Raw genomic sequence first — 25,423 nt, 5'->3', positions numbered from 1 at the left:
GCCTCACCGCATGATCGTCGTCAGCACGTCGACGCCCAGCTGCATCAGCCGCTGGAGGTTCAGGCGGTGCTGGACCATCCGGCCGTCGCGGCGGGAGACCAGCAGCCCGGCCGTGCGCAGGCGGCCCAGGTGGCGGGACACCTGGGGCACCGTCATGCCGGTGCGGGCGGCCAGGTCGGACGTCGTGATCGGCTCGTTGACCAGGTGGCGGCACAGCGAGAGCCGCGCCGGGTCGGCGAGGATCGCCAGGCGCAGGCGGACCTGGGCCAGGGTGTCGCGGGCGCCGTCGGCCGGTCCCTCGACCGGGAAGTGCACCACCACCGGGAACTCCGGGTCCACCTTGACGATCAGGTGCGGCCGGGCGTGCACGGACGGCACCAGCAGGCACCGGCGGCCGCGCAGGTCGGCGTGCAGGGACTGCAGCTTGTCGAACACGACGGACGGCGGCTCCTGCCGCACCGCCGCGTTCGGGCTCAGCGACGCCAGTGCCTCGGCGACCGGCAGCGCGCTGACCCGCGCCCGCACCGTCGCGCATTCGCTTTCCAGCCGGTGCGACACGCGCGTCCACTCGTCGGTGAAGAACTCGCCGGCACAGGCCCGCAGAACGTCCAGCAGGTCCGCGCGGAAGGCCTCCGGGTCGCCGACGAGGTGGCGGGCCAGCTCGCCGCGCCCGAAGGACCGCCGTTCGCACGACGCGACGTAGGCGTCCCTCGCCGCGGCGTCGCCCAGCAGGTCGCCGATGTCGAACAGGCCGCCGTGGATCGCCTCGGCCGCGGTCGCGGCGAAGCGGTCCACCGGCAGCGCCTCGATCCGCCGCAGCTCTTCGTCGAGGGTTTGCCCGAGCGGCAGCTCGAACGGCAGCAGCAGCCGGCAGCGGCGGCGCGCCCACAGCGGGGCGTAGGTGTTCAGCCGGCCGTGCAGGCCGGCCGAGGTGTCCGCGCGGACGCGGGTGAGCCAGGGCCGCACCTCGAAGTGGTGCTCCGGCTCGGCGATCGAGTGCAGGCACGCGAGCAGCTCCGCCAGCGGCGAAACCCCGGCGACGAGGTCGGCCGCCCGCGCGCCGTGCACGGTCAGGACGACGGACATGCGCCCAGCTTAGAGCCCATGTTTACCGCGTGCGCGGTAACTGTCAGGTGCGCTGTCGCGAATCGGACCTAGCCTTTCCGCAACCCGGCACCGGGTGGCCGCGGGCGATCCCCGCGGCGCCCCGTGACCCCCTCGGAGCCCGCCACACGAGAGGCCAGGCCGATGCCCGACTTCCTGCGCACCTTCTTCGACCTCCACGAGATCCTGAACGTCCTGCCCGCCCTGCTCACCGAAGGGCTGCGCAACACCCTGCTGATCGCCTTGCTGGCGATCGTCTTCGGCGTCCTCGGCGGCGTGCTGCTGGCGTTGCTGCTGTTGTCCCGGCGGCGGCTGGTCCGGCTGCCCGCCCGCCTGTACGTCGACGTCTTCCGCGGCCTGCCCGCGATCGTCACCGTCAGCCTGGTCGGGGTCGGCCTGCCCGCGGCCGGCCTCCGCCCGTTCGGCCGCGAGCCGCTCGGGTACGCCGTGCTCGCGATCGCGCTCATCTCCGCGGCCTATTCGGCCGAGATCTTCCGGTCCGGCATCCAGGCCGTCCCGGCCGGGCAGCTGCACGCCGCGCGCAGCCTCGGCATGCCCTACCTGACCGCCATGCGCGTGGTCGTCGTCCCGCAGGGCGTGCGCAACGTCCTGCCGGCGCTGGCCGGCCAGTTCATCATCGACATCAAGGAGAGCGCCCTGGTGTACCTGCTCGGACTCGGTGCCGGCCAACGTGAGCTGTACTTCATCGCCCAGGAACGGCAGGCGGCGACGTACAACTCGTCGGCGCTCGTCGCCGCGGGGCTGTGCTACCTGCTGCTGACGATCCCGCTCACGTACGCGGTGAACCGGCTCGACAAGCACATGCGCGACGGCCGCCGGTTCACCACGGCGCCCGCGGCCACGGCCGTCCCGGCGAAGGCGGTGGTCTGATGCCCGCCGAGACCGTTTCCGAACTCGGCCCGGCCGCCGCCGTCGCCGCGCCGCCCGCGGTGTCCGTGCGGGGCCTGCACAAGCGGTACGGCCCGCTGGAGGTGCTGCGCGACGTCGACCTCGACGTGGCCGCCGGCGAGACCGTCTGCGTGATCGGGCGGTCCGGGTCCGGCAAGTCGACCCTGCTCAAGTGCCTCAACCTGCTCGAACCGCCGACGTCCGGGGAAATCCGGCTGGGCGGCACGGTGGTCACCGGCCCGGGGGTGGACGTCGACGCCGTCCGCGCGCGCGTCGGCATGGTCTTCCAGCACTTCAACCTGTTCCCGCACCTGAGCGTGCTGAAGAACGTCACCGCCGCGCTGCGGCACGTCCGTTCGCTCGGCAAGGAGGCCGCCGACGCGGCCGCGATGGCCCAGCTGGAGCGGCTCGGCCTGGCGAACCTGGCGAACCAGCGGCCCGGCCGGCTCTCCGGCGGGCAGCAGCAGCGCGTCGCGATCGCCCGCGCGCTCGCCATGGAACCCGAGGTGATGCTGTTCGACGAGGCCACCTCGGCCCTGGACCCCGAGCTGGTGAAGGACGTCCTCGACGTGATGCGCTCGCTGGCCACGTCGGGCATGACCATGGTCGCGGTGACCCACGAGATCGGCTTCGCCCGCGAGGTCGCCGACCGCGTGGTGTTCATGGACGACGGCCGGATCGCCGAAGCCGGGCCCGCCTCCGCGACCCTCGACCACCCGGAAACCCCGCGGCTGCGCGACTTCCTCGCCCGCGTCCTCTGACCGTCCGGAAAGGACACTCCGATGCTCCGCACCCGCTACCTCGCCGTGGCCGTCGGCGCCCTCCTGCTCGCCGGCTGCGGCGACAGCGCGTCGGCCGGCGACCCGTACGGCCTGCTCGACCCCGGCACGATCCGCGCCGCCACCCAGACCAGCCAGCCGCCGTTCGCCTACGGTGACCCGGGCGGCAAGCCGGTCGGCTTCGTCGTCGACATCACCGACGAAGCCGCCAAGCGGCTGGGGCTGAAGGTCGACTACAAGGCGACGTCGGTGACGTCGTCGCTGGCCGGGCTGACCAGCCACCAGTACGACCTCGCCGCGGCCGGCCTCGGCGTCACCGAAGAACGGCAGAAGAACGTCGCGTTCACCAAGCCGCTGTTCTGGAGCACGACGGCGGTGCTGACGAGCGCGAAGAGCACGGCGTCGAAACTGACGGACTTCCCCGGCGCGAAGGTCGGCGTGGTCACCGGTTCGGCGCAGGAACCGTTCGTCCCGGCCAAGATGCCGGGCGCCGCGCCGATCGGCTTCCCGAACGCCAACGCCGCCGTCAGCCAGCTGCTCAACGGCAGCCTCGACGCGTTCGTCGTCGGCGGGCCGGACGCCGAGCACTTCCTCAAGCAGTACCCCGCTTTGCACCTCGCCACGTCGGCGCCGGTCGACCACCCGACGTCGATGGCCGTGCCCAAGGACCACGGCGCCCTGCTCACCGCGCTGGACCGGCAGATCGCCGCGATGGTCGCCGACGGCACGTACGCGCGGCTGTACCGCAAGTACTTCACCACGGCGCCGCTCCCGCAGCTCGTCGCCGCCTGGCCCGAGCTCGGCGCGCAGTTCGCGGGCGGGCTGTGATGGGCGGCTGGGAACGGCTGGCGCTGCCCGGCGGCCGGGAGTGCTGGCGGCTCGTGCTCGACGTCCCCGCCCGCGACGGCACGGCTCTGGTCGCCGACCTCTACGCCGCGCGGCCCGGGCCGGCCGCCGGGCCGGTGCTCCTCGAGCGCACGCCGTACGGGCGCCGGCTCGCGCGCAAGTCCGACGGCGCCCTGGGTCCCGACGACCCGCCGCCGCCCGAGGTCGCCGCCGAACGGTTCGTCGCGGGCGGCTACCTGGTCGTGCGCCAGGACTGCCGGGGCCGGGGCGACTCGGGCGGCACCTTCACGAAGTACCTCAACGAGGCCGAGGACGGGTACGACACCGTCGAGTGGATCGCCGCGCAGGACTGGTGCGACGGCCGGGTCGCGACCATGGGCGTCTCCTACTCGGCGCACGCGCAGGCCGCGCTCGCGTCGCTGGGCGCGCCGCACCTCGCGGCGATGTTCCTCGACTCCGGCGGGTTCGCCAGCGCCTACGAAGCCGGGACGCGGATGGGCGGCGCGTTCGAGCTGAAGCAGGTGACCTGGGCGTTCCACCGCGCCCGCACGAGCGCCGCGGTGCTCGCGGACCCGGTGCTGCGGGCCACTTTGGACTCCGAAGACCTGCGGGCGTGGTTCACGCGGATGCCGTGGCGGCGCGGGGCGAGCCCGCTGCGGTTCGTGCCCGACTACGAGGACTACCTGCTGCAGCAGTGGGAGCACGGCACGTTCGACGAGTACTGGCGCCAGCCCGGCATCTTCGCCCGCGGCTTCTACGACCGGTTCCCGGACGTCCCGAGCCTGCACGTCTCCAGCTGGTACGACCCCTACGTCCGCACCGCCACCGAGAACTTCCGCGAGCTCGGCCGCAAGAAGCACAGCCCCGCCTACCTCGTGCTCGGGCCGTGGACCCACGGCGCCCGCAGCGCCCGGCACGCCGGCGACGTCGACTTCGGACCGGAAGCGCGGCTCGACGGGAACCTCGACGACGACTACGTGACGATGCGGCTGCGCTGGTTCGACGCGCACCTGGCCCCGGAAACCGGCGCCGAAGCCCCGCCGCCGGTCCGGTTCTTCCTGATGGGCGGCGGTTCCGGGCGCCGGACGCCCGAGGGACGGCTCGACCACGGCGGCCGGTGGCTCACGGCGTCGGCCTGGCCGCCGGAGACCGCGGTGGAGCAGGTGTTCGTGCTGGGCGGCGACGGCAGCCTGGCCCGGGAGCCGCACGGCCCGGCGTACCTCGAGTACGACTTCGACCCCGCCGACCCGGTGCCCACCCTCGGCGGGCAGGTCACCTCGGGCGAGCCGGTGATGACCGGCGGCGCGTTCCACCAGTGCCCCGACGAGCGCTTCTTCGGCGCCACGGAGCCGTTCCTGCCGCTGGAGAGCCGGCCCGACGTGCTCGTGTTCCAGACCCCGCCGCTGGCACACGACGTCGCGGTCGCCGGACCGGTCACCGTGCGGCTGGCCGTGTCGTCCTCGGCGGCCGACACCGACTTCACGGTGAAGCTGATCGACGTCCACCCGCCGAGCGAGGACTATCCGCAGGGGTTCGCGATGAACCTCACCGACGGCATCCTGCGCTGCCGCTACCGCGACTCGTTCGCCGAGCCGGCGCCCCTGGTGCCGGGCGAGACCTACGACATCACCGTCGAGGCCCCCGACACGGCGAACCTGTTCCGGACCGGCCACCGGATCCGGCTCGACGTCAGCTCCAGCAACTTCCCCCGGTTCGACGTCAACACCGGCACCGGCGCCCGCGAAGTGGGCGACCGCCGGAAGGTCGTCGCCACCAACCGCGTCCACCTCGACGGCCGGTCGTGGCTCACCCTGCCGATCCTCCCGGGCGACGCCGATGGCTGACCGCGGCGCCCTCTCCCCGGGGTGACGGCACGCGAACGTGCCCGGCGGGTTCACCGTCGCCGCGGTCGGCGACCTCGTCGTCGACGACGTGCTGACGCCGCTGCTGGAAGGCCGGGTCCCGGACCTGCTGGAGCTGCTGCGCTCGGCCGACGTCACGGTCGGCAACTCCGAAGGGACGGCGGCCGACCCGCGCACCTTCGGGGGCCGGCCGTCGGCCGAGCCCGGCGGGTCGTGGCTGATCAGCACCCCGGGGTGCCGCCGACCTGCGGCGGATGGGGTTCGACCTGGTGTCCCGCGCGAACAACCACACCACGGACTGGGGCGTGGTGGAGATGCGGGCCACCGACCGGCTGCTCACCGAGGCGGGGATCGTCCACGCCGGCACCGGGGACACCCTCGCGGACGCCCGCGCGCCCCGGTACCTCGTCACCCCCGGCGGCCGGGTTTCGCTGGTGTCGCTGGCCACGCGGTTCGAGCCGGCGGCGCGGGCCGCGGCCCCCTCCGGCCGCCGTGGACCTCGAGTACCCGCTGCACGAGGCCGACCGCCGGGCCGTGCTGCGGTCGGTGCGGCAGGCGAAGCAGACGTCGGACTTCACGATCGCCGCCGTGCACACCCACGAGCCCGGCAACCGGAGCCGGACGCCGCCGGAGTTCCTGCGCGTCCTCGCCCGGGAGGCGATCGACGACGGCGCGGACCTGGTCGCCGGCCACGGCCCGCACCAGCTCCGCGGCATCGAGCTGCACCGCGGCCGCCCGATCTTCCACTCCCTGGGCAACTTCGTCTTCATGGAGAACACCCAGCAGCCGCTGACCCCCGACGCCCACGAGAAGTCCCCGCCGGCCGGGCCGGACACCACCGACGCGGAGCACCTGGAGCACAACCGCGTCCACGGCGTTTTCGAGGAGCGCGTCTGGCACGAGAGCGTGGTCGCCGTCTGCCGCTTCGCCGCGGACGGCCGGCTCGCCGCGCTCCGGCTGCACCCGGTGGAGCTGCACTGGGACAGCGGGCGCGACGCCGGCCGGGGCTTGCCCCGGCTCGCCGGCGAGGCGACGGGGGCGCGGATCCTGGACCGCCTGCGCCGCCTGTCGGCGCCGTTCGGCACGGAGATCGAGATCCGCGACGGCGTCGGTCACGTGACGTCGTCCTGAGCGCCGAACTTGCCCGATTTCGGGCAAGAATTTGGCCGTCTGCCGACCAGCAAGGCATGATGGCCGACGTGGAGGACACCGACATCGTCGATCGCGTGGCCGCTTCCACCGGTTTGCCACCGGGGGTCGCCGCCCGCGTCGTCGACGACGTCCTGGCCTTCTACCGGACGCCCACCGAGCAGTACGTGCGCCGCCGGCACACCGAGCTGCAGGCCGAGGGCCGGAAGAACCCCGAGATCTTCCCCCGGATCGCCGCCGAGCTCCGTGGCCGGCTCGTGGCGGCGCCGGACCTGTCCGAGCGCCAGCTGCGACGCATCGTCTACGGCTGACCGGCACTCCCCTTTCCCCTGCTGAAGAGGTTCATCCACCATGTGCGGAATCGTCGGCTACATCGGCGGCCAGAACGCCGCCCCCATCCTGCTCGAAGGCCTGACCCGGCTCGAGTACCGCGGTTACGACTCCGCCGGGCTCGCCGTCCTCGGCCCCAAGGGCGGCACCCAGGTCCACCGCGTCGTGGGCCGGGTGCGCAACCTCGCCGCGGCCCTGCCCAAGCGGCTCGCCGGGAAGGTCGGCATCGGGCACACGCGGTGGGCCACGCACGGGCCCGCGTCGGAGGCCAACGCCCACCCGCACACCTCCGAAGACGGCCGCATCAGCGTCGTCCACAACGGGATCATCGACAACGCCGACGCGCTGCGCGCCCAGCTCGCCGACGCCGGCGTCACCCTCACGTCCGAGACCGACACCGAGGTCCTCGCCCACCTGATCGCGCGCGCGAACGCCGAAAACCTCGAAGACGCCGTCGTCGAGGCCGTCTCGCGGATCACCGGGACGTACGCGATCGCCGTCACCGACTCCGCGCACCCGGACCGGCTGGTCATCGCGCGCAACGGCTCGCCGCTGATCATCGGCGTCGGCGAGCGGGAGATGTTCGTCGCCAGCGACCTCGCCGCGCTCGTCCGGCACACCTCGCAGGTCGCGCACCTCGACGACGGCGAGTTCGCGACGGTCTTCGCCACCGGCTACCGCACCTTCACCGTCGACGAGAGCGACACGACCAAGCCGGCCACCGAGATCGACATCGCCGCCGAAGACCTCGACCTCGGCGGCTACCCGCACTACATGGCCAAGGAGATCCAGGAGCAGCCCGAGTCCGTCGAGCGGATCATCCGCGGCCGGCTGGACGACCGGTTCGGCGTCGCCCGCCTGGACGGGCTCAACCTGACGCCCCGGGAGCTGCGTGGGTTCAGCCGCGTGAAGATCCTCGGCTGCGGCTCCGCGTACTACGTCGGCCAGATCGGCGCGACGATGATCGAGGAGCTGGCGCGGATCCCGGCCGACGCCGAAGCCGCGTCGGAGTTCCGGTACCGCAACCCGATCATCGAAGCCGACACCCTCTACATCGCGGTCAGCCAGTCCGGCGAGACGATCGACACCGCGTTCGCCGTCGAGGAGATCAAGCGCAAGGGCGGCCGGGTGGTGGGCCTGGTCAACGTCGTCGGCTCGACCATCGCCCGCGCCTGCGACGGCGGGGTGTACCTGCACGCCGGGCCGGAGATCGCGGTCGCCTCGACCAAGGCGCTCACGAACATGGCCGTCGGCTTCGCCCTGATCGCGCTGGCCCTCGGCCGGGTGCGCGACCTGTCCAACGCGGACGGTCAGCGCGTCATCGCGGCCATCCGCGCCCTGCCCGGCCAGATCAAGTCCGTTTTGGACGGCGAACCGGAGATCGCCGAGCACGCGAAGACCGTCGCGGCCGCGAACAGCCTGTTCTTCGTCGGCCGCGTCCGCGGTTACCCGGTGGCGCGGGAGGGGGCGCAGAAGTTCAAGGAGATCTCCTACCGCCACGCCGAGGCGTACCAGACGTCGGAGCTCAAGCACGGCCCGCTCGCCCTGATCGACGAAGCGCTCCCGACGGTGGCCGTCGTGCCCGCCGACGAGCTGACCGGCCGCAACCTGGCCGCGGTGCAGCAGATCAAGGCCCGCGGCGGGGCCGTCCTCGCGGTGACCCACGAAGGTGTCGACTTCGGTGAACTCGACGTCCCGCGGATCGTGGTGCCCAAGACCGAGCCGGAGCTCGACCCGATCCTGCTGACGATCCCGTTGCAGCTGCTCGCCTACCACGCCGCGCTCACCCTGGGCTACGACATCGACAAGCCGCGCAACCTGGCCAAGTCGGTCACGGTCGAGTGAGGCTCAGCCGAGCCGGAAGTCCGCCACCCGGATCGGCGACGGCGTCGTCCCAGTCGAAACCTGCTGGTACAGCACGGAGATGACGCCGGTGGCGGCCAGGCGCGAGTCGTCGACGTCCACCTCGCCGAACGCGTGGAGGTCCGGGCTGTGCACCGTCTTCCAGTCGGTCCAGCCGCTCGCCCTGGTCGCCGCGACGATCCGGCCGTACGGCATCACGAGGTAGGCGTTGTCGCTCCGGTCGAACACCAGCTTCGAGCGCTGGGTCGACTCCGGCGCCACCGGCACTTCGCGCTTGGTCCAGCTGCCGTCGGCGGCCCGGCTGAGGAAGAACGTCCGGCCGTACTGCTTGCGCTGCGCCGAGTAGTTCGTGACGCACTGGGTGAAGCGGCCGGGTACGTAGCTGATCACGACGTGGGGATTGCCCGCGGAGTCGACGGCCTGGCTCTCCTGGTTCATCAGGCCGTGGTCGACCCCGAGCGGGTCGACGACCGTGCCCGGCGACCCGACCGCCACCGGCGTGCCCCCGGTGGTCGCGACGACCGTGCCCGCGTTGTTCCGCCAGGTGCGGCCGCGGTTGTCGCTGTAGACGTACCCGGTGTCGTGGTTGGCGAGGCCCCCGGCGTTGCACAGCACGCCGGTGTTGCCTTCGCGCCAGGTGAACGCGGCGTGCAGCCGCCCGCCGGGACCGTAGGTGATGCCGTGCAGGTACATGTTGCGGGTGGTGCTGGTGACGCCGTTGCCGGAGACCCACGAGCCGGTCGCCGACGTCCACTTCCCGAGCTTGCGCCAGCTGCCCGCGCTGTACTCGGCGAGCTCGTTCACGCCGTTGCCGGACGTCCCGGTCCGGTAGCTCAGCTGCAGCCGCCGCTCCGGCGTGACCACGAACTGCGGGTAGGTGATCGCCCCGAGGTCGACGCCGTTCAGCGTGCGCTGCACGGGACCGAACGCCGAGGCCGTCCAGGCGTGCGAAGCGGGTGCGGACAGCAGGTCCGCGACCGACTCGACGTAGTAGACCTGGTTGCCGTGGGTGTCCATGGCGACGTGGAGCCGGCCGTCCTCCGGGGAGACGCCCATCGAGATGACGTTGTGCGAGTCGTCGACGGTGAGCTTGTGGGGCAGCACGACGGTCTGCCACGCCCCGGCTTCGGGGCGCCGGGCGACGACCGCGCTGCGGTCGGCGGTGTACCAGGCCGCGTACTGGTAACCGGCGTAGCCGAAGATGCCGCTCTGCTGGAAGGAGTCGTTGTTGACCAGGCCGTCGTAGGAGACGAAGTACAGGGCTGCCGGATCGAGCTGGGTGTCCCCGATCTTGGTCACGGCCACGGCCGCCTCCGCCTCCGCCGGTGGCGCCGGTGCCAGTGACACCGCCGCGATGGTCAGCATGCCGAGAATCCGGGAAAGCGCTCTCTTCGCGGCCATGACTCACCCTTCCCGCGCTGTTAACGTGAACAGGTTCGCCCTCACCCGGCTCGCCGTCAACCGACGAACGGGGGTTTCACGAGTCGGACCTTCCCGGCGAGAACCGCTCCGGCGATCTCCTGACGGCGCTGCCGAGCCTGCTTCGGCATGTTCCAGCCGAGCACCCCGACGACGTCTCCACCACGCCGGTACCGCGCGACGAACCGGCCCTCGCGGACGTCACCCTCCACAATGGACACGTCCGCGTCCGCGGACAGCGTCCCGTGCACGTGGACCCGGGCGTCGAACTGGTTGGTCCAGAAGTACGGCACCGGCGTGTACGGCCGGTCCTCGCCGAGGATGTTCCCGGCGACCACGGCCGCCTGCTCGGTGGCGTTGGTCCGGTTCTCCAGCCGCAGCAGCGCGTCGAAGCCCTCGTGGTGCCAGCGGGCGACGTCGCCCGCCGCGTAGATGCCGTCCGCCGCCCGGCAGCGGGAGTCGCAGACGATGCCGTTGTCGCACAACACCCCGCTGCCCGCCAGCCACTCCGTCGCCGGTGCCGCGCCGAACGCCACCACGACGACGTCGGCGGGCAGCACCTCACCGGTCCCCGTGCGGACACCGGTGACTCGTCCGTCCTCCGAGGACAGTCCGGTGACGGCGCTGCCGAGCCGCAGCTCGACGCCGCGGGTGGTGTGGAGCTCGGCGAGCAGGCCCGCGACGAGGGGGCCGAACTGGTACGCCAGCGGCGCGGGCTGCGGGCCGGCCAGGGTGACCGGGACACCCAGCCCGCACACGGTCGCGGCGATCTCCGCGCCGAGCACGCCGTCGCCGACGACCACCACGCGCTTGCCCGGCGCCAGGTCCGCGCGCAGGGCCAGCGCGTCGTCGAGGGTGCGCAGCACGTGGACGCCGGCCAGGCCGTCCTGCCCCGGCAGCGTGCGCGGCCGCAGCCCGGTGGCGAGCACCACCGCGTCCGCCGGCAACGTCCGCCCGCTCGCCGTGTGCACGGTCCGCGCGCGGGCGTCCAGCCGCGTCGCCGGTTCGCCGAGCACGAACTCGGTGTCCAATGCGGACAGTGCCTCCGACGTGCGCAACCGGGTCTGTTCGGGGGTCCAGGTCCCGCCGAGGACCTGCTTCGACAGCGGCGGCCGGTCGTAGGGCAGGTGCGCCTCGGCGCCCAGCACGGTCACGCGGCCCGCGTACCCCTTGCGGCGCAGCGCCTCCACGGTCGCGAGCCCGGCGGCCGAGGCCCCGACGACCAGGACGTGATCGGTCACGCGTCCTCGCTGACCGAGATCGCGACGCCCGGGCACACGCTGGCCGCCTCGCGGACGGTCGCGTGGAGCTCGGCGCCCGGCGTCTCGTCGAGCAGGACCACGATGCCGTCGTCGTCGCGCTGGTCGAACACGTCCGGCGCGAGCATGACGCAGGTACCGGCGCCGCAGCACTTCTCTTCGTCCACGGTGACCCTCATGGCTGTTCCTCTCGTTCGGTTACTTCGTGACGGGCGCGAGCCACAGCCCGACCAGTGCGTCGGTCAGGCCGGTGGCGGCCTCGCGCCAGGTGGCCCGCGGGGTGGGCGCGCCCTCGGCGAGGGCGCGTTCCCGTTCGGCCATCGTGTGGGTCAGCAGCTGCCGCGTGATGACGTCGCGTTCGGCGCGGACTTCGGCGGGCAGCCCGGTCAGGCACCGGTAGAGCCCCTCCACTGTCCGCGCCGGCGACGGCGACGGCGACGGCGACGGCGACGGCGACGGCGACGACAGCGTCTCCGCGGCGATGACCGCCCGCAGCGACGGCTCGGTCATCACCTGGGCGGTGAACCGGGCGAACCAGCTCGGCCCGGGTGCCGAAGTGGTAGCCGACGGCGGCGTTGTTGCCCTGTCCGGCGGCCTCGCCGAGCTGCCGGTTCGACACGGCGAGCACGCCGTGCTCGGCGTAGAGCCGTTCCGCGGCCGTCAAGATCAGCTCCCGCGTCGCGTGCGCCCGGCCCGCCGCCCCGTGGGTCGTCGTCACCAGCGGACGGGCAGTTCCCGCAGCCCGCCGACGGCGAGGCCCTCGACCCGGCGCAGCTCGTCCGCCGGGACGGCGAGCTCCAGCGTCGGCAGCTCCCGCAGCAGCACTTCCAGGACGACCTGCAGCTCGGTGCGGGCCAGCGGCTGGCCGAGGCACGCGTGCGCGCCGGCGCCGAAGGCCAGGTGCGGGTTCGGGCTGCGGGTCAGGTCCATCTCGGCCGCCCGCTCGAAGGCGCGCTCGTCGCGGTTGGCCGCGGCCATGCTGCACATCGCGGTCGTCCCGCCGGGCAGCACGGTGCCGCCGACCTCGAAGTCCGCACCGAGGTAGCGCAGCATGCCCAGGCCGGCGTTGGCGTCCAGCCGCAGCGACTCCTCGACCGCCGTGCGCACCAGCGCCGGGTCGGCCAGCAGCTGCTCCCACCGGCCGCGGTCCGCGAGCAGCATCGCCACCATCTTGGCGATCATGTTCGCGGTGGTCTCGTGCCCGGCGATGAGCAGGCCGATGCCGGTGGCGACCAGCATGGCGTCGGACCAGTCCTCGCCCTCGGCGATCAGCGCGCTGAGGAGGTCCTCGCCGGGTTCGGCCCGCTTGGTGGCGATGTGCCCGCCCATGTACCGGCCGAACTCCGCCTGCGCGGCGTCGAACTCGGCCTGGGTGTGGCGGGTCATGCTGAGCATGACGTCGGACCAGTGCGCGAACCGGTCGCGGTCGGCGTCCGGCACGCCGAGCATGTCGCAGATCACCCAGACCGGCAGCGGGAAGGCGAGGCCGGCCTTGAGGTCGCCGGGCGCGCCCTTCGCGACCATCTCGCCGATGAGCTGCCCGGCCATCGCCCCCATGCCGGGCCGCAGCGCGTTCATCCGCTTGGCGGTGAACCACTTGCCGATCATGCGGCGCCACTTCAGGTGGGCCTCGCCGTGCTGCGGGAGCACGGTCGCCATCTCGCTGTTGAACACCCCGCCCGACTCGGTGTCCGCGACCCGCGCGGCGTTGTCCGCCGGGGTCGGCCGGGTGAACCGCGGGTCGGACAGGACGTTCTTGACGTCGGCGTAGCGGGTGATCAGCGCCGCCTCATCCCCGCTGGCCAGTGCGACCCGCGCGACCGGGCACTTCTCCCGGAACTCGGCCCACTCCGCCGGCGGCTCCAGCGCGGTCTGGGCGTGGAACGGGAAGCGCGGCAGCGGGTCGGTGTGGCTTGGCGTCATCACGGGCTCCTCGTTGGTGAATGTCCCCTGTCCCGAGCATGGCGACGACCCACGCTTAAGTCAAGCAGTTGATTTAATTCCTGGTGATGACCGACCAGGAGGCCGCCGTTCCCGGACTTATTCGCGTTCGACCTTGCGCAGGCCGCCTTCGGGCGTCCACCACTCGACGACCAGCAGCGTCGCCGCATCGTTGAGGTGGGTGTGCACGACCTCGGCGACGTCGGCCTCGAACCGCTCACCGTCTTCGGTGCGCACCCGCCCGGAGATCTTCGCCTCCCCGGGCCACTGCGCCTCCGCGCCGTCCACCGGGTCGACCGTCGCGCTGTGCAGCGCGAACCGCGGATCCCGCCGCAGGTCCGCGCCCTTGCGCGCGTCCGGCATCGAGCCGAAGACCAGTTCGCCGTCCTCGAAGGCCGTCTCGATCCCCGAGATCCTCGGCGATCCGTCCGCCCGCAGGGTCGCGATCGTCTTGTGCTTGTGCGCGTCGAACAGGGCCCGCACCCGCCGTGCGAACTCCGGCTCCGCCGCTTCGAACTCCCGCCACGCCGTCATGCACCCATGGTCTCGCACCGCAGCCCCGCGACGAGGATCTTCACCATCCGGCGCGCGTCGTACCGGGAATCGGTGTCCGCGCCGACGCAGAGGTTGCCGACGCCCCGCATGAGCTCCAGCGGCCGCACCTCGGCCCGGACCTCGCCGGCCGCGACCGACGCGTCGAGCAGCTCGGCGCACACCGGCGCCAGGCGCTCGAGGAAGTAGGCGTGCAGCGCCTCGAAGCCGGCGTTGTCGGACTGGAGCGCCCCGGCGAGCCCGTGCTTGGTCACCAGGAAGTCCACGAACAGGTCGACCCACTGTTCGAGCGCCGCGTACGGCGATTCGTTCGACGCCAGCAGGACCGGACCGGCCTCCGCGCACGCGTCCACCTGGTGCCGGAAGACGGCGATGATCAGGTCGGCCCGGGTCGGGAAGTGGCGGTAGATGGTGCCCATCCCGACGCCGGCCTTCGCCGCGATGTCGCGCACCGGGGCGTCCACCCCGGACGCGACGAAGACCGCGGCCGCCGCGTCGAGCAACGCCTTCTCGTTGCGCCGGGCATCGGCGCGCTTGGGCCTGCTTCCGCTCACCACTCCTCCACGGGGTTGCTAACCGGAACAATGCTCCGTATCGTTAGTGGAGCAATGTTCCGCTTGCTCATGATGCCACGGAGGCACCACCCATGCAGTACCGCACCTTGGGCCGCACCGGCGTCCAGGTCAGCACCCTCGCGCTCGGCGCGATGAACTTCGGCGCGATCGGGCGCACGACGCAGGACGAGGCCACCGCCATCGTCGACGCCGCGCTCGAAGGCGGGGTCAACGTCATCGACACGGCCGACATGTACGGCCAGGGCGAGTCGGAGGTGATGGTCGGCAAGGCGATCGCCGGCCGCCGCGACGACATCGTGCTGGCCACGAAGGCGTACATGCCCATGGGCGAGGAGCGCAACCACCAGGGCAGCTCGCGCCGCTGGCTGGTCACAGCGCTCGACGACAGCCTGCGCCGGCTCGGCGTCGACCACGTCGACCTCTACCAGGTCCACCGGTGGGACCCCCGCACCAGCGACGAGGAAACGCTTTCCGCCCTGACCGACCTGCGCCGCGCGGGCAAGATCCGCTACTTCGGCTCCTCGACGTTCCCCGCGTACCGCATCGTCCAGGCGCAGTGGGCCGCCCGCGAGCACCACCTGGGGCGGTACGTCACCGAGCAGCCCAGCTACTCGATCCTGCAGCGCGGCATCGAAACCCACGTCCTGCCGGTGGCGGAGGAGTACGGGCTCGGCGTGCTGGCGTGGAGCCCGCTGGCGTCGGGCTGGCTGTCGGGCGCGGTCCGCGCGGGACAGGAGATCACCACCAACCGCGCGACGGCCCTGCCGCAGCGGTTCGACCTCGACGTCCCGGCCAACCGCGCCCGGCTCGAGGCCGTCGAGCGGCTGGCCAAGATCGCCGACGGGGCCGGCCTGACGCTGATCCAGCTGGCGCTCGGCTTCGTGACCGCGCACCCGGCCGTCACCAGCGCGCTCATCGGGCCCCGGACGCTGGAGCACCTGCACTCCCAGCTCGCGGCGGCCGACACGGTGCTGCCCGCCGACGTGCTCGACGAGATCGACGCCGTCGTCGCGCCCGGGACCGACCTGGCCCCGGACGAGAAGTTCGACACCCCGCCCGCCCTGCTCGACCCGTCCCTCCGGAGGCGTTGATGACTCCCCGTTTCGGCATCCTGACCGCGCCCATGAACGTCGGCTACGACGAAGTCCTGCGTGTCTGGCAGGAGGCCGACACCGTTCCCGAGATCGAGCACGCCTGGCTGTTCGACCACCTCATGCCGATCGGCGGCGATCCGGACGGCCCGATCTTCGAAGGCTGGACGCTGCTCTCGGCGCTGGCCGCGCAGACCGAGCGGATGCGCGTCGGCCTGCTCGTCACCAGCAACCGCTTCCGGCCGCCCGCGGTGCTGGCGAAGATCGCGACGACCGTCGACATCGTCTCCGGCGGTCGGCTCGACTTCGGCATCGGCGCCGGTTCCCGGCCGAGCCACCCCCTGGCCCGGCGGGAGTACGACGGCCACGGCCTGCCGTACCACGACCAGGCCGACGCGGTCGCGGCGCTCGGCGAGGCCTGCACGGTGATCCGTCGCTTGTGGACGTCCGACGAACCGTTCGACTTCGACGGCGAGCACGTGCGGCTCAAGGGCGCCTTCGGCAACCCCAAGCCGGTGCAGCGCCCCCACCCGCCGATCATGATCGGCGGCCGCGCGAGCGCCACCCTGCGCGTGGTCGCCGAGCACGCCGACCTCTGGAACATCCCCGGCGGCGGCGACATCGACAACCTCGCCGGGCGCAGCAGGCTGCTCGACCGCTACTGCGAGGAAATCGGCCGCGACCCGGCGGAGATCACCCGCTCGATCTTCCTGCCGGTGGACTACGACAAACCGGCGGCCACCAAGGAAAAGATCGCCGAGGCGGCCGCCGCGGGCTTCGGCCACATCGTGCTCGGCCTGGCGAACCCGTACCCCGACGGCGTCGCCCAGTGGGTCGCGGACGAGCTCATCCGCTGACCGTCCCGCGGCCGGTTCCGGCAAAGCAGGCCAGACCGAAGTGGCCGCCGTCGGCGAGGTGGCGGTCTAGCTAGCCCGCCTCGGCGAGCCGGCGCCGCCGCGAAGGGGGCCGTCGCGGTGCCAGGCGTCGAGGTTCTCGTCGGGCTCGGTGACGAAGAACGGGACCGGGCGGTCGCGATCCTCGTAGAACCGGTCCCACGCCGGGCCGTCTTCGAAGAGGGCGTCCAGCGGGCGCGGTTCACCGCTCGACACGCTCGCGCACGGCCCGCAGCTCCTCGTCGACAACCGCCATCTGCGCCTCGACCGCGGACGGTTCGGTGTCCGTCGGGAAGGAGAGGCTGAAGATCAGCTCGGCGCCGGTCAGGTTCGGCACCACCCGGGTGAAGAGGCCGAGGTTCGGGGCGTCCGCGCTGACGACGTCGACGACGCCGTGCGTTCCGGAGACCCGCACGGCGACCCGCTGCGACCCGGCGCCGGTGTCGACGCGCCAGATGTCGTCGTGGTCGTGGGCGACCGCGGTGGCGAACCCCGGCGCCCATTCGGGCAGGTGACGGGCGTCGGAAAGGTATGCGAAGACGCGCTCGGGCGGTGCGGCGACGGAGATCGAGCGTGTCTCGGCACGCCCCGGTTCGAATGATGTCATGTCCGGAACGATACGCAGCTGCTTATCATTTGTCCACGCGTAAGATTTCGCCGGTGAACGAGGACGACGATCTCGGGGCCCTCTGTGCCGGGGCGGGCCGCAGCCTGGCCGAGGCCGAGCGGCCCGTGCTCGAGGAGCACGGGCTCTCGATGTGGCAGTACGTCGTGCTGTCGGCGCTGGCCCACGGGGCGGCGCCCAGCCAGCTCGTGCTGGCGCAGCAGATCCACTACGACAAGACCCGCCTGATCGCCCTGCTCGACGGCCTCGACGCGGCGGGCCTGGTCAGCCGTGAGCCCGACCCGGGTGACCGCCGAGCCCGTGTCGTGCGGCTGACGCCGGAGGGGATCCGGCGCCACGCGGCGGTCCAGGCCGCGATCCGGGTGGTGGAGGAACGCAAGCTGGCGGGCCTGCCCCCGGAAGCACGGCGCCTGCTGCGGTCGGCCCTGGCCCACCTGGCGAACGCGGACTGACGTGGATGGCTCGGCACGAGCCATCCACGTCAGGCGAACCCGGCGCCGGTCAGCCCGCCGCGCAGAGCTTCCCGTTGAGGCTGAACGCCGTCGGCAGGATGTTCGGCCCGCCGTAGTCGGCGACGAACCCGACGTCCGTGCCCGGGGCCAGTGACGCCGACGACGTCACCTTCACCTCGGTCCCCGTCTGGGTCCACGTCCCGTTCCAGCCGCTGGTGATCCGCTGCCGCGCGGTCGGCCACGTGAACGTCAGCGTCCAGTCCCCCACCGCGGCCGCGTCGGTGACGTGGATGCCGCCGACGAAGCCGCTCGCCCAGTCGGTCACGTCGGTCATCCGGACCGTGCAGCTGCTCTCCGCCGGCGCGCCCGTGGTGAGCGTCAACGGCGGCGACGCCGGCGACACGTTCCCGGCGGTGTCCCTGGCCACCACGTTGACCGTGTAGCGGCTGCCCGGGACGAGGTTCCCGACGCTGAGCGAAGTTCCGGTCGTCTCGCCCCACTGCTCACTGACCAGCCCGGCCTGCCGGTACACCTCGTACTTCGCGATCGGGTGGCCGCCGGGCGCGGCCGCGGGCCAGCTGAGCGCCGCGGTCCGGTCGGTCGCCGTGCCCGTCGGCTGCCCGGGCGCGCCGGGGCCGCCCGCCGCGGCCGCCGCGGGGTGCAGGACCAGCGTCGTCAGCGAATACGGCGGCAGGGTCCGGCTGGTCGCCGTCCCCGAGGCGGTGCTCGCGATCGACGTCGCGCCGTTCGTGAACGTCGACACCTGCGGCGCGGACGCCGCCGGCGTGTAGCCCGCGTAGTCGAGGGTCACCTCGCGAGCCTGCGCGGGATCCTTGTTGACCAGCAGCACGGCGAGATCGCCGTTCGGCCGCCGGGCGGCGTGCGCGCCGATGAGCGGGTCGTCCGCGCCGGCGCCGACGAACCGGTCGCCGGGCCGGGCGAAGGTGCTCAGCATCTTCAGGCCGTAGTAGGGCGCGAACGGCGTGTTGAGCGGGGGTTCGCAAGCCCCGTCCGCGAGACAGGTCGCGCTGGAGAGCAGGCCGAAGTCGCCGTAGTCGGGGTATCCGGCCACAGTGGACACCGCGGTCGCGCCGTTGTGCGTGTTCCACCAGTCGACGGTGAAGACGCCGTTCTCCAGCAGGGAGCTGTAGGCGTCGGCCGCGAACAGCGCGCCGGGCTGGGTGTTCATGCCGACCGGGGTGTTCATCTCCGTCATCGCGATGCCGATCCGGCCGGCGCCGGGTCCCGCGTACCGCGTGATCTGCTCGCGGGCGAGGTAGATCATGTCGGTCACCTGCTCGGTCCGGGAAAGCGCTTCCGCGGCGGTCGAACCACTGGGGTACCAGTGCAGGATCGCGAAGTCGATGTGCGGCCCGGCGATCGACAGCACGGTCTGGTTCCAGGTCGCGGTGTCGCCGGTGCCGACGATGCCGTCCGGCCAGTTCGCCGGGGTCGTGAGCACCGCGCCGATCTTGACCGACGGGTCGACGGCCTTCATCGCGTCGGCGTAGGCGACGACACCGGCGGCGTAGGCGGCCGGGCTCTTGTCCTCGTGGTTGTCGGCCTCCCAGTTGGCGCCGTAGTGGCCGTTGCCGTAGAGCTCGTTGCCGATCTCCCAGTACCGGACGCCGTAGCCCTTGGTGACGTTGGCGTACCGCACCCAGTCCGCCGCTTCCTGCGGCGTCCCGGTGCCGTAGTTGGCGATGACGACCGGCTGCGCCCCGGCCCGCCGGACGCCGCCCATGAAGGTGTCGAAATCGGTGCCGGGCGCCACGTAGCCGCCGGGCGCGGTGTTGTCCTTCCAGTGGTAGATGTCGCCGTAGGAGCCGCCCGGGTACCGCATCGTGCGAACCCCGGCCCCGCCGAGCAGATCGGCCACGGCGTCGGTGCCCAGCTGGCTGTCCCACACGGCGTGGTTGACGCCGATCCCGGCGTCCGGCACGGTCGCCAGCCCCGCTCGGGCGTTGACGGTGACGGTCGCCGCGGGAGCCGCCGCCGCGGTCTCGGCCGCGGCGGCACCGGCCGCCGGCACGGCCGCGGCGAGCACGGCGATCACCGGCCACGCTGCCCAGCGCAGACGTCGAACTGTCATGAAGGTCCATCCTCACTCGTCCGGTACGAACAGGTGCAGGCTGGCTGAGAGCGCTCTCAGAGAGAGAACCACCGGGCGGACCGGAAGTCAACGAAAGCCCCCGGACGGCCCGGCTGTCCCGTGCCCGGCCAGCAGCGGGTCAGCCCGCGACGCACGGGAGCGAGGCGACAGGCGGCGCCGCTGCCGCTGCTGAGCAGGCGGCGCCGCTGCCGCTGCTGAGCAGGCGGCGCCGCTGCCGCTGCTGAGCAGGCGGCCCCGCTCCCTGGCGGGAGCGGGGCCGCCGGTCACGCGGTTAGTTGACGTACACCGAATAGCCGATGCCACCCGACCTGGTGCCGTCGGCCGTGTTGCCCCGCACGATGACCGAGTAGATGCCTCGGTCCGGTGGGGTCCACGTCATCGTCCCCGCACCCGAACCGTCCGCCGGCACGGTCAACTCCTCCGTCACGGCACCCCGGTCGTTCCGGACGGAGTAGGTGTACGAGACGATGCCCGGCATACCCGGCGTGAAGGTGAACGTCCCCGGCACACCAGGACCGCCCGACCACTCGCCTTCCGGGTATTCCTTGGACGACACGGACGGCGCGCTCGAGATGCTGAAGTAGTACGCGTTCTCCTGCGAGGAGACCTTGTCGGCCGTCACCGTGCGCACCCGCAGGTTGGGGGAGGCCCAGCCTTCCGGTGGCAGCGGGGGCGTCCACGCCAGCACGGCACGCCCGTTCTGAGCGGCCACCTGCTGGAACGGACCCCAGTCGAACGAGTACTCGAACGCCACCGCGCCCGGCTGGCGGGCGTCCAACGTGAAGGTGCCGGGGAACGCCCGCCCGTTCGCCTGGAACTCCTTCGAGGTCACGGTCGGATCGTTCGTCACCATCCACGTGATGTTGTCCGTTGCCGACCACACGCCCGCCGTGTTCTTCGCGCGTACCAGCATCTCGTAGTCGCCGATCCTCGGCGGGGTGTAGCCCACCGTCGCGGTGTTCCCGCTGACCGGCACGGTCCACCTGGTCGCCGGGTCCGCCGTCAGCCAGTACTCGAACTCCACGGCGTTCGGCATCGGGGTGGTGAACGTGAACGTGGCGGCTCTGCCCTCCGTCCCGATGTCGCCCTCGTAGCCGATCTCCGGTCGCCAGGTGTTGAGCGACAACCGTTTCTCCGTCACCGGGGACAGCCCGCCGGACGCGTCGCGGGCCTGGACCCGCAGCAGGTTCTGATCGGCCGAGGTGAACTCGACCGGCAGCGTGGCGGTTCCGCCGGCGTTCGCCTTGACCGTCCACTTCGTGCTCTCGGCACTCGCGAACCAATAGTCGTACTCGACGACGCCCGGCATCCTCGGGGTTGCCGTGTACGTGGCCGAGGTGCCCAGGTCGACGTTCTCGGGCCCGCTCACCACCGGTGAGGCATCGACGAGGAATCGGTACTCCCGCTCCGGCGACTTCACGCCCGAGGTGTCGGTGCTGCGCACGAACAGCACGTGATCGCCACCGGTGGCCGGCGTGAGTGTCACCTCGGCGACGCCGTCCTGGCCGGCCGCGACCGTGGCGGACGCGCCGTCGTCCAGCCGGTAGTCGTACGCCACGACGTTCGGCATCCCTGGCGCGAACCGGAACACCCCCGGCACGCCGATGCCGCCGTCCGGGCCGCCCTGCGGCGGGTAGCGGTCGGACGTGACCGTCGGCCGCGTCTCCTTGACGATGAACGAGTAGTAGGTGCTGGGCGAGAGGTTGCCCGCCCGGTCCCACGCCCGCACGACCACCGACTGCCAGCCGTTGGCCGTCGGCGTGAAGCTGACGGTGGCCGTGCCGTCGGGGCCCGCGGCGATCTCACGCGTGTCCCCGCCGAAGTTGTAGTCGTACCGCGCGACGTCGGTGGAACCGTTGGGGGAAAAGGTGAACTGGCCCGCCACACCGACCCCGCCGCCCTCGGCGTTCGCCGGGTACGTCGCGGAGACGACGGCAGGCGCCTTCGGATCCGTGCGGTCGACGGTGAACCGGCACGGGCCCACCGTGGACGACTTCGCACCCCAGCTGTCCTGTGCGTACACCTCCCACGCGTAGGTGCCGTCGGCGAGGTCCGAGGTGTCCGGGTACGCCGCGGCGGGGTTGCCCGACCCGGCAGCCGTGTGCCGTTGCGCCGGGTCCGCCACCGGCCACCACGTGAACTGCCCGGACGTGAAGTCGCCGTTCGGGTCGGACACCCGTGCGCTCAGCTCCAGCCGGTGGCTCGCCAGCGCTCCGGTGCCGTCCTTGGCACAGGGTTCGTCGTTGGTGCGGAGGTCGGTCGGCGGCGCCGGCGGCGCGTTGTTGACCACCCGCAGCGTTGCCGGGGCCTCGATCAGCCGGTAGAACGCCGGGTCCGCCTCGTGGGCCTCGGCGACGCGGAAGCCCAGCGTGAGGTTGCGGACCTTGTGGTCGACCGCGTCCCGCACCGCAGTGGTGACGTCGAACGTGGCGTCGTTGTCGATGCAAGTGCCGTCGGCACCCCTGGACGCCACCCGGGTCCGCTCCGCCGGGCGGTTCTGCCAGGTCGTCTGCTTGGCGTAGGCGGAGGTCCGCCACACCTCGGTGGCGCGGCTGTCGCAGCCGACGTAGTGCGTCTCGCCGGCCGACAGCAGCACCGTCGTGAACGGCGTACCCCGCAACGAGCTCAGGTCGAAGTTCACGTACGAACGTTGGAGGTGCGGGGTGTTGTCCCAGGTGCCGATCGGCAAGTTGCCGGATGGCTTGAAGTAGGCGGTGGTCGGTGTCGCCGAGTCGACGTAACCCCAGGACGTCGCGGACAGCGTCACCTCGGAACGCTGTTGACCGGCGGTTTCCGCTGCCGCCGCGCCATCGGTGACGGTGAGCGCGACGGCGAGCGCTACGGCGAACAACGTCAGCGGTCTTCGTAAGGTCATGCTGGCCCTCCCTGGTTGCATGCATGCGCGACGTACACGCCTGAAGGGGAGGATTGGTTGCTCTGTGGTTCAGCCCATTCGCAAGGGCGAGGTCAGGCTGCTTGCCCGAGTCGGCCGAGTGCACCACGCTGATTCTGGCAAACCGGTGAGCTGAGCTCCTCGTCCGCAGAGGACAGTCAGCGGGCGGTCGCTCGCAGTGCCGCGGCGGCGGCGGACCGAACGGCCGGGTGCGGGTCGACCAGGGTGTCGGCGAGGAGGGAACGCAGGTCGTCAGGGGCGGTCCGGCCCAGAGCGGTCGCGGCGTTGGCTCGGACGCGTGGCCTGGGGTCGCGTAGGGCCTCGGTCAGCAGCGGGATCGTCCTGTCGTGGGTGATTCGCCCGAGTGCTGCGGCGGCGCGGGATCGGACCAACTCGTCCTCGTCCTTGAGCGCGTTGGTCAGCGTCCATATGTAGGCAGGGTCGGCTCGTTGGCCGATGACCCAGACGATGACGCGGCGGACGAGCGGGTCGGGATCGTGGCCGGGCAGGTAGTGCCGCGTGCCGATGCGGGCGAGGATTCGGCCGGCAAGCTTGCGGACACGCCGCTCGTCGGTGGTCAGCAGCACCTGCACCAAGGTGGGCGCGACCGAGTCGTCGGCCAGGCGAACCAGGCCGGTGAGGGCGGCGTGGACGTGCCAGCTGTCGCAGGCTGCGGCCAATCGGCCGAGAGCGCGGTGATCGCCGTGCTTGGCCAGCACACGGAAGGCCCGCGCACGGACGACGGGGTGGACGTCGTCGGCGGCCTTGAGGGCGGCGGGAGTCGCCAACGGCCCGCCGATCCGCGCCAGGGCCAGCAGGGCGCCCTCGCGAACGTAGGACGCACTGTGGTCGAGCAGCGGCACGATCGCCGGCGCGGCCTCCAGCGCTTCGAGCTTGCCCAGCGCTTCCATCACGGGCAGCGACTCGGGGCCGTCGGACTCGCGCAGGACATCGATGAGCGGGCCGGTCGCTTCGGCGACGCGCAGGTTGCCGAGCACTTCCGCGGCCGCGAAGCGGCCCGGGCGGCGGTGGCGGAGGTGCTCGATCAGCACAGGCGCGACCCGCGGGTCGCCGGCCCGGCTCAATGCGCGGGTGATGTCGTGTTCGGCGCCGTGCTGTGCCTGCCCCAGTGCGTTGGCCAGGACGTCCAGCCGTCTCGGGTCGCTGGTCTCGGCAATGCGCTGGGCGGCGTAGCGGCCGGTCCAGGCCCGATCGAGGTCCGTCTCGTTCAGCAGCGTGACCAGCAGGTCGAACACCGCCTCCGAGGACTGCGCGGTGAGGCCTTCCAGGGCGGCGTGCACGACGTTGGCGGCGGGGTCGGACAGGGCCTGCACGAGGATGGGCTGATGGGCGGGATCGTGGCCGGAGCCAAGAGCTTCGACCGCGATGGCGCGGATCAGGCTGTTCGGGTGGGCCGCCAGGGGGGTCAACCAGGCCGGCCCGGCCGGGTCGGACACAACCGCGTGCGCGTACTGGTAGAGCGCATTCTGCGCCTCGATGCGCGCCTCCGGCCATTCGTCCGGCTTGATCGGTTCGAGGGTGACCAGCCGGGCGACCAGCGCGTCCCCCATGGCGGTATCCGAATCCCGACGTTCGTGCATGACTTCGAGTATGCCCGGCCGCACCAACGAGATTCGCCCGCAGGATCGGCACGAGAGTGGCGCAGCAGCGGACCGGCCCGGTCCGGGCGGTAGACGGCGGCCGCGGCCGCCACGATCGCCAGGTGCTCCCGCCGGTCAGCGCCGGGGTGGGGTGTCCGCCTCCTCGAAGCGCAGGTCTTCTCCGTTGTCTTCAACCCGTATCGTTATCACCTGTCGTGCGCCTGAATCCTTCGTCGATGCGGGTGCGCAGGGAACGCAGCGCCTGCCTGAGTTCTACCGGTTGGATGTCCGTGACGTCAGCGTCGAAGGTCAGGAGCAGTCCTGCCAGTCCTGCCAGTCCTGCCCATGACCACGCGCCGAGCGTTAGTCGGCAGCTGGAGTCGGTGTCGTGCTCGACCGTCGATCCGCCGGGGGCGAACCGGGCGACGACGGGTGCAGGCAGCGCGACGAGCGCCGACCCGCGGCATGGCCATTCCGCCGGGGTATCGCCGCGGTCGTGCGTGCCCATGACGAATGTGACCGGATCGCCGTGCGGGACGTCGCGGCGGTCGAAGGTTCTCCCCGTGGGCATGCGTGGTTCGAGGCGGTCGATTCGCGTCGCGCGCCATCGGTCCGCTTCCGGTTCGAACGCGACGAGGTACCACCGTGCCGCCCACACGACGAGGTCGTGCGGTTCCAGCGTGAGCGTCGTCGGTTCGTCCTCGCCCGTGTAGTCCACGCGAACGATGTGCTGCCGGTTGATCGCGCCACCGATGACGCGGATGATCTCAGCGTCGATGGGCGCCGCGGGGAACTCCCAGTAGTTGCGCGCTGCGGAGACGGTGAACGCTTCGGCGTGGACACGGCTGCGGGCGGGCATCGCCTGCCGCAGCGTGGCGAGGGCGCGGGCCGAGTTCTCGCGGATGCCGGTCAGGATCGTGGGGACGGTCTGGAGCGCGACGGCCGCCGCGACAGCCTGGTCCTCGTCGAAGACGACCGGCGGCAACCGGGTGGCGCGGCCGAGCCGGTAACCTCCGCCCGCCCCGCGCACCGCCTCGATCTCGTACCCGAGCTCTCTGAGCGTGTCGATGTCGCGGCGCGCGGTCCGCACAGAAGCCCCGAGCCGGGTGGCGAGCTCCCTGCGGTCAGGGTCGCGCCGATCCCGGCGCGGGCGCGAGCGCGGCACTC

Annotated in this window: 23 protein-coding genes and 2 pseudogenes; 11 read left to right on the top strand and 14 right to left on the bottom strand. The window is 72.3% G+C overall.

Features of this window, described 5'->3' with window-relative positions:
* Positions 1–3: 3 nt before the first annotated feature.
* Positions 4–1,086 carry a DUF5937 family protein gene (locus tag ACH54P_RS40220; RefSeq protein ID WP_489908518.1) on the bottom strand — a complete coding sequence of 361 codons (1,083 nt, stop codon included), beginning with the start codon at positions 1,084–1,086 and terminating at the stop codon, positions 4–6.
* A gap of 162 nt (positions 1,087–1,248) precedes the next feature.
* Here ACH54P_RS40220 and ACH54P_RS40215 point away from each other — a divergent pair, with 162 nt between their 5' ends.
* The 8 genes and pseudogenes from ACH54P_RS40215 (at position 1,249) to glmS (ending at position 8,824) form a co-directional block, all read left to right on the top strand.
* Positions 1,249–1,995, top strand: coding sequence for an amino acid ABC transporter permease (locus ACH54P_RS40215; protein WP_489908517.1), 747 nt, complete (start codon positions 1,249–1,251; stop codon positions 1,993–1,995).
* Positions 1,995–2,774: an amino acid ABC transporter ATP-binding protein gene (locus tag ACH54P_RS40210; RefSeq protein ID WP_489908516.1), complete on the top strand. Its 780-nt coding sequence runs from the start codon at positions 1,995–1,997 to the stop codon at positions 2,772–2,774. Before ACH54P_RS40215 ends, ACH54P_RS40210 begins: the two co-directional genes overlap by 1 nt.
* Before the next feature lie 21 nt (positions 2,775–2,795).
* Positions 2,796–3,620, top strand: a complete 825-nt coding sequence (locus tag ACH54P_RS40205; RefSeq protein ID WP_489908515.1) for an ABC transporter substrate-binding protein — start codon at positions 2,796–2,798, stop codon at positions 3,618–3,620.
* Positions 3,620–5,482 (top strand): CocE/NonD family hydrolase, encoded by a 1,863-nt coding sequence (locus ACH54P_RS40200; RefSeq protein WP_489908514.1) that lies wholly within the window; start codon positions 3,620–3,622, stop codon positions 5,480–5,482. The genes ACH54P_RS40205 and ACH54P_RS40200 overlap by 1 nt, the downstream gene beginning before the upstream one ends.
* A 257-nt stretch (positions 5,483–5,739) precedes the next feature.
* Positions 5,740–5,973, top strand: a pseudogene (locus tag ACH54P_RS40195) (CapA family protein); the annotation flags it as partial.
* Positions 5,974–5,992: 19 nt separating this feature from the next.
* Positions 5,993–6,631 (top strand): CapA family protein, encoded by a 639-nt coding sequence (locus ACH54P_RS40190; RefSeq protein WP_489908513.1) that lies wholly within the window; start codon positions 5,993–5,995, stop codon positions 6,629–6,631.
* Positions 6,632–6,687: 56 nt separating this feature from the next.
* A complete protein-coding gene (locus ACH54P_RS40185; protein WP_489908512.1) occupies positions 6,688–6,960 on the top strand; it encodes a hypothetical protein in 273 nt (90 codons plus the stop codon).
* Positions 6,961–7,000: 40 nt separating this feature from the next.
* On the top strand, positions 7,001–8,824 hold the full coding sequence (gene glmS / locus ACH54P_RS40180; protein ID WP_489908511.1) for a glutamine--fructose-6-phosphate transaminase (isomerizing): 1,824 nt from the start codon (positions 7,001–7,003) through the stop codon (positions 8,822–8,824).
* Positions 8,825–8,827: 3 nt separating this feature from the next.
* Here the strand turns inward: glmS and ACH54P_RS40175 are convergent, their stop codons facing one another.
* From ACH54P_RS40175 to ACH54P_RS40145, 7 genes and pseudogenes are all read right to left on the bottom strand, one after another.
* Complete coding sequence (locus tag ACH54P_RS40175) at positions 8,828–10,243, bottom strand: BNR repeat-containing protein (protein WP_489908510.1); 1,416 nt, start codon at positions 10,241–10,243, stop codon at positions 8,828–8,830.
* Positions 10,244–10,299: 56 nt separating this feature from the next.
* Positions 10,300–11,502, bottom strand: a complete 1,203-nt coding sequence (locus tag ACH54P_RS40170) for an NAD(P)/FAD-dependent oxidoreductase (protein ID WP_489908509.1) — start codon at positions 11,500–11,502, stop codon at positions 10,300–10,302.
* Complete coding sequence (locus ACH54P_RS40165; protein ID WP_489908508.1) at positions 11,499–11,699, bottom strand: ferredoxin; 201 nt, start codon at positions 11,697–11,699, stop codon at positions 11,499–11,501. The genes ACH54P_RS40170 and ACH54P_RS40165 overlap by 4 nt, the downstream gene beginning before the upstream one ends.
* Before the next feature lie 19 nt (positions 11,700–11,718).
* Positions 11,719–12,241, bottom strand: a pseudogene (locus ACH54P_RS40160) (TetR family transcriptional regulator).
* On the bottom strand, positions 12,235–13,443 hold the full coding sequence (locus ACH54P_RS40155; protein WP_489908507.1) for a cytochrome P450: 1,209 nt from the start codon (positions 13,441–13,443) through the stop codon (positions 12,235–12,237). The pseudogene ACH54P_RS40160 and the gene ACH54P_RS40155 overlap by 7 nt, the downstream one beginning before the upstream one ends.
* A gap of 117 nt (positions 13,444–13,560) precedes the next feature.
* A complete protein-coding gene (locus tag ACH54P_RS40150) occupies positions 13,561–13,995 on the bottom strand; it encodes a pyridoxamine 5'-phosphate oxidase family protein (protein ID WP_489908506.1) in 435 nt (144 codons plus the stop codon).
* Positions 13,992–14,567 (bottom strand): TetR/AcrR family transcriptional regulator, encoded by a 576-nt coding sequence (locus ACH54P_RS40145; protein ID WP_489908505.1) that lies wholly within the window; start codon positions 14,565–14,567, stop codon positions 13,992–13,994. Before ACH54P_RS40145 ends, ACH54P_RS40150 begins: the two co-directional genes overlap by 4 nt.
* 92 nt (positions 14,568–14,659) lie before the next feature.
* On the opposite strand from ACH54P_RS40145, the gene ACH54P_RS40140 reads away from it, so the two are divergent.
* Both ACH54P_RS40140 and ACH54P_RS40135 read left to right on the top strand, forming a co-directional pair.
* Complete coding sequence (locus ACH54P_RS40140) at positions 14,660–15,679, top strand: aldo/keto reductase (protein WP_489908504.1); 1,020 nt, start codon at positions 14,660–14,662, stop codon at positions 15,677–15,679.
* Entirely contained in the window at positions 15,679–16,536 is an 858-nt protein-coding gene (locus ACH54P_RS40135; RefSeq protein ID WP_489908503.1) for an LLM class flavin-dependent oxidoreductase, read from the top strand. The genes ACH54P_RS40140 and ACH54P_RS40135 overlap by 1 nt, the downstream gene beginning before the upstream one ends.
* Before the next feature lie 66 nt (positions 16,537–16,602).
* Here the strand turns inward: ACH54P_RS40135 and ACH54P_RS40130 are convergent, their stop codons facing one another.
* Both ACH54P_RS40130 and ACH54P_RS40125 read right to left on the bottom strand, forming a co-directional pair.
* Positions 16,603–16,788, bottom strand: coding sequence for a hypothetical protein (locus ACH54P_RS40130; protein ID WP_489908502.1), 186 nt, complete (start codon positions 16,786–16,788; stop codon positions 16,603–16,605).
* Positions 16,775–17,179, bottom strand: coding sequence for an SRPBCC family protein (locus ACH54P_RS40125; RefSeq protein WP_489908501.1), 405 nt, complete (start codon positions 17,177–17,179; stop codon positions 16,775–16,777). Before ACH54P_RS40125 ends, ACH54P_RS40130 begins: the two co-directional genes overlap by 14 nt.
* Before the next feature lie 53 nt (positions 17,180–17,232).
* Here ACH54P_RS40125 and ACH54P_RS40120 point away from each other — a divergent pair, with 53 nt between their 5' ends.
* Entirely contained in the window at positions 17,233–17,649 is a 417-nt protein-coding gene (locus ACH54P_RS40120) for a MarR family winged helix-turn-helix transcriptional regulator (RefSeq protein ID WP_489908500.1), read from the top strand.
* A gap of 49 nt (positions 17,650–17,698) precedes the next feature.
* Here ACH54P_RS40120 and ACH54P_RS40115 read toward each other — a convergent pair whose 3' ends face one another.
* The 4 genes from ACH54P_RS40115 to ACH54P_RS40100 all read right to left on the bottom strand — a co-directional run bounded on the left by ACH54P_RS40115 (position 17,699) and on the right by ACH54P_RS40100 (position 25,421).
* Positions 17,699–19,741: a cellulose binding domain-containing protein gene (locus ACH54P_RS40115; protein WP_489908499.1), complete on the bottom strand. Its 2,043-nt coding sequence runs from the start codon at positions 19,739–19,741 to the stop codon at positions 17,699–17,701.
* A 292-nt stretch (positions 19,742–20,033) separates the two neighbouring features.
* Positions 20,034–22,637 (bottom strand): hypothetical protein, encoded by a 2,604-nt coding sequence (locus ACH54P_RS40110; protein ID WP_489908498.1) that lies wholly within the window; start codon positions 22,635–22,637, stop codon positions 20,034–20,036.
* A 176-nt stretch (positions 22,638–22,813) separates the two neighbouring features.
* A complete protein-coding gene (locus ACH54P_RS40105) occupies positions 22,814–24,256 on the bottom strand; it encodes a HEAT repeat domain-containing protein (protein WP_489908497.1) in 1,443 nt (480 codons plus the stop codon).
* 190 nt (positions 24,257–24,446) lie between these two features.
* Positions 24,447–25,421, bottom strand: a complete 975-nt coding sequence (locus ACH54P_RS40100; RefSeq protein WP_489908496.1) for a helix-turn-helix transcriptional regulator — start codon at positions 25,419–25,421, stop codon at positions 24,447–24,449.
* Positions 25,422–25,423: the final 2 nt, after the last annotated feature.

It is taken from the genome of Amycolatopsis sp. N2S4-7 (assembly GCF_058119595.1).
Note: the sequence above shows the minus strand (reverse complement) of the source record. Positions and strands in the feature narration are given on the sequence as shown.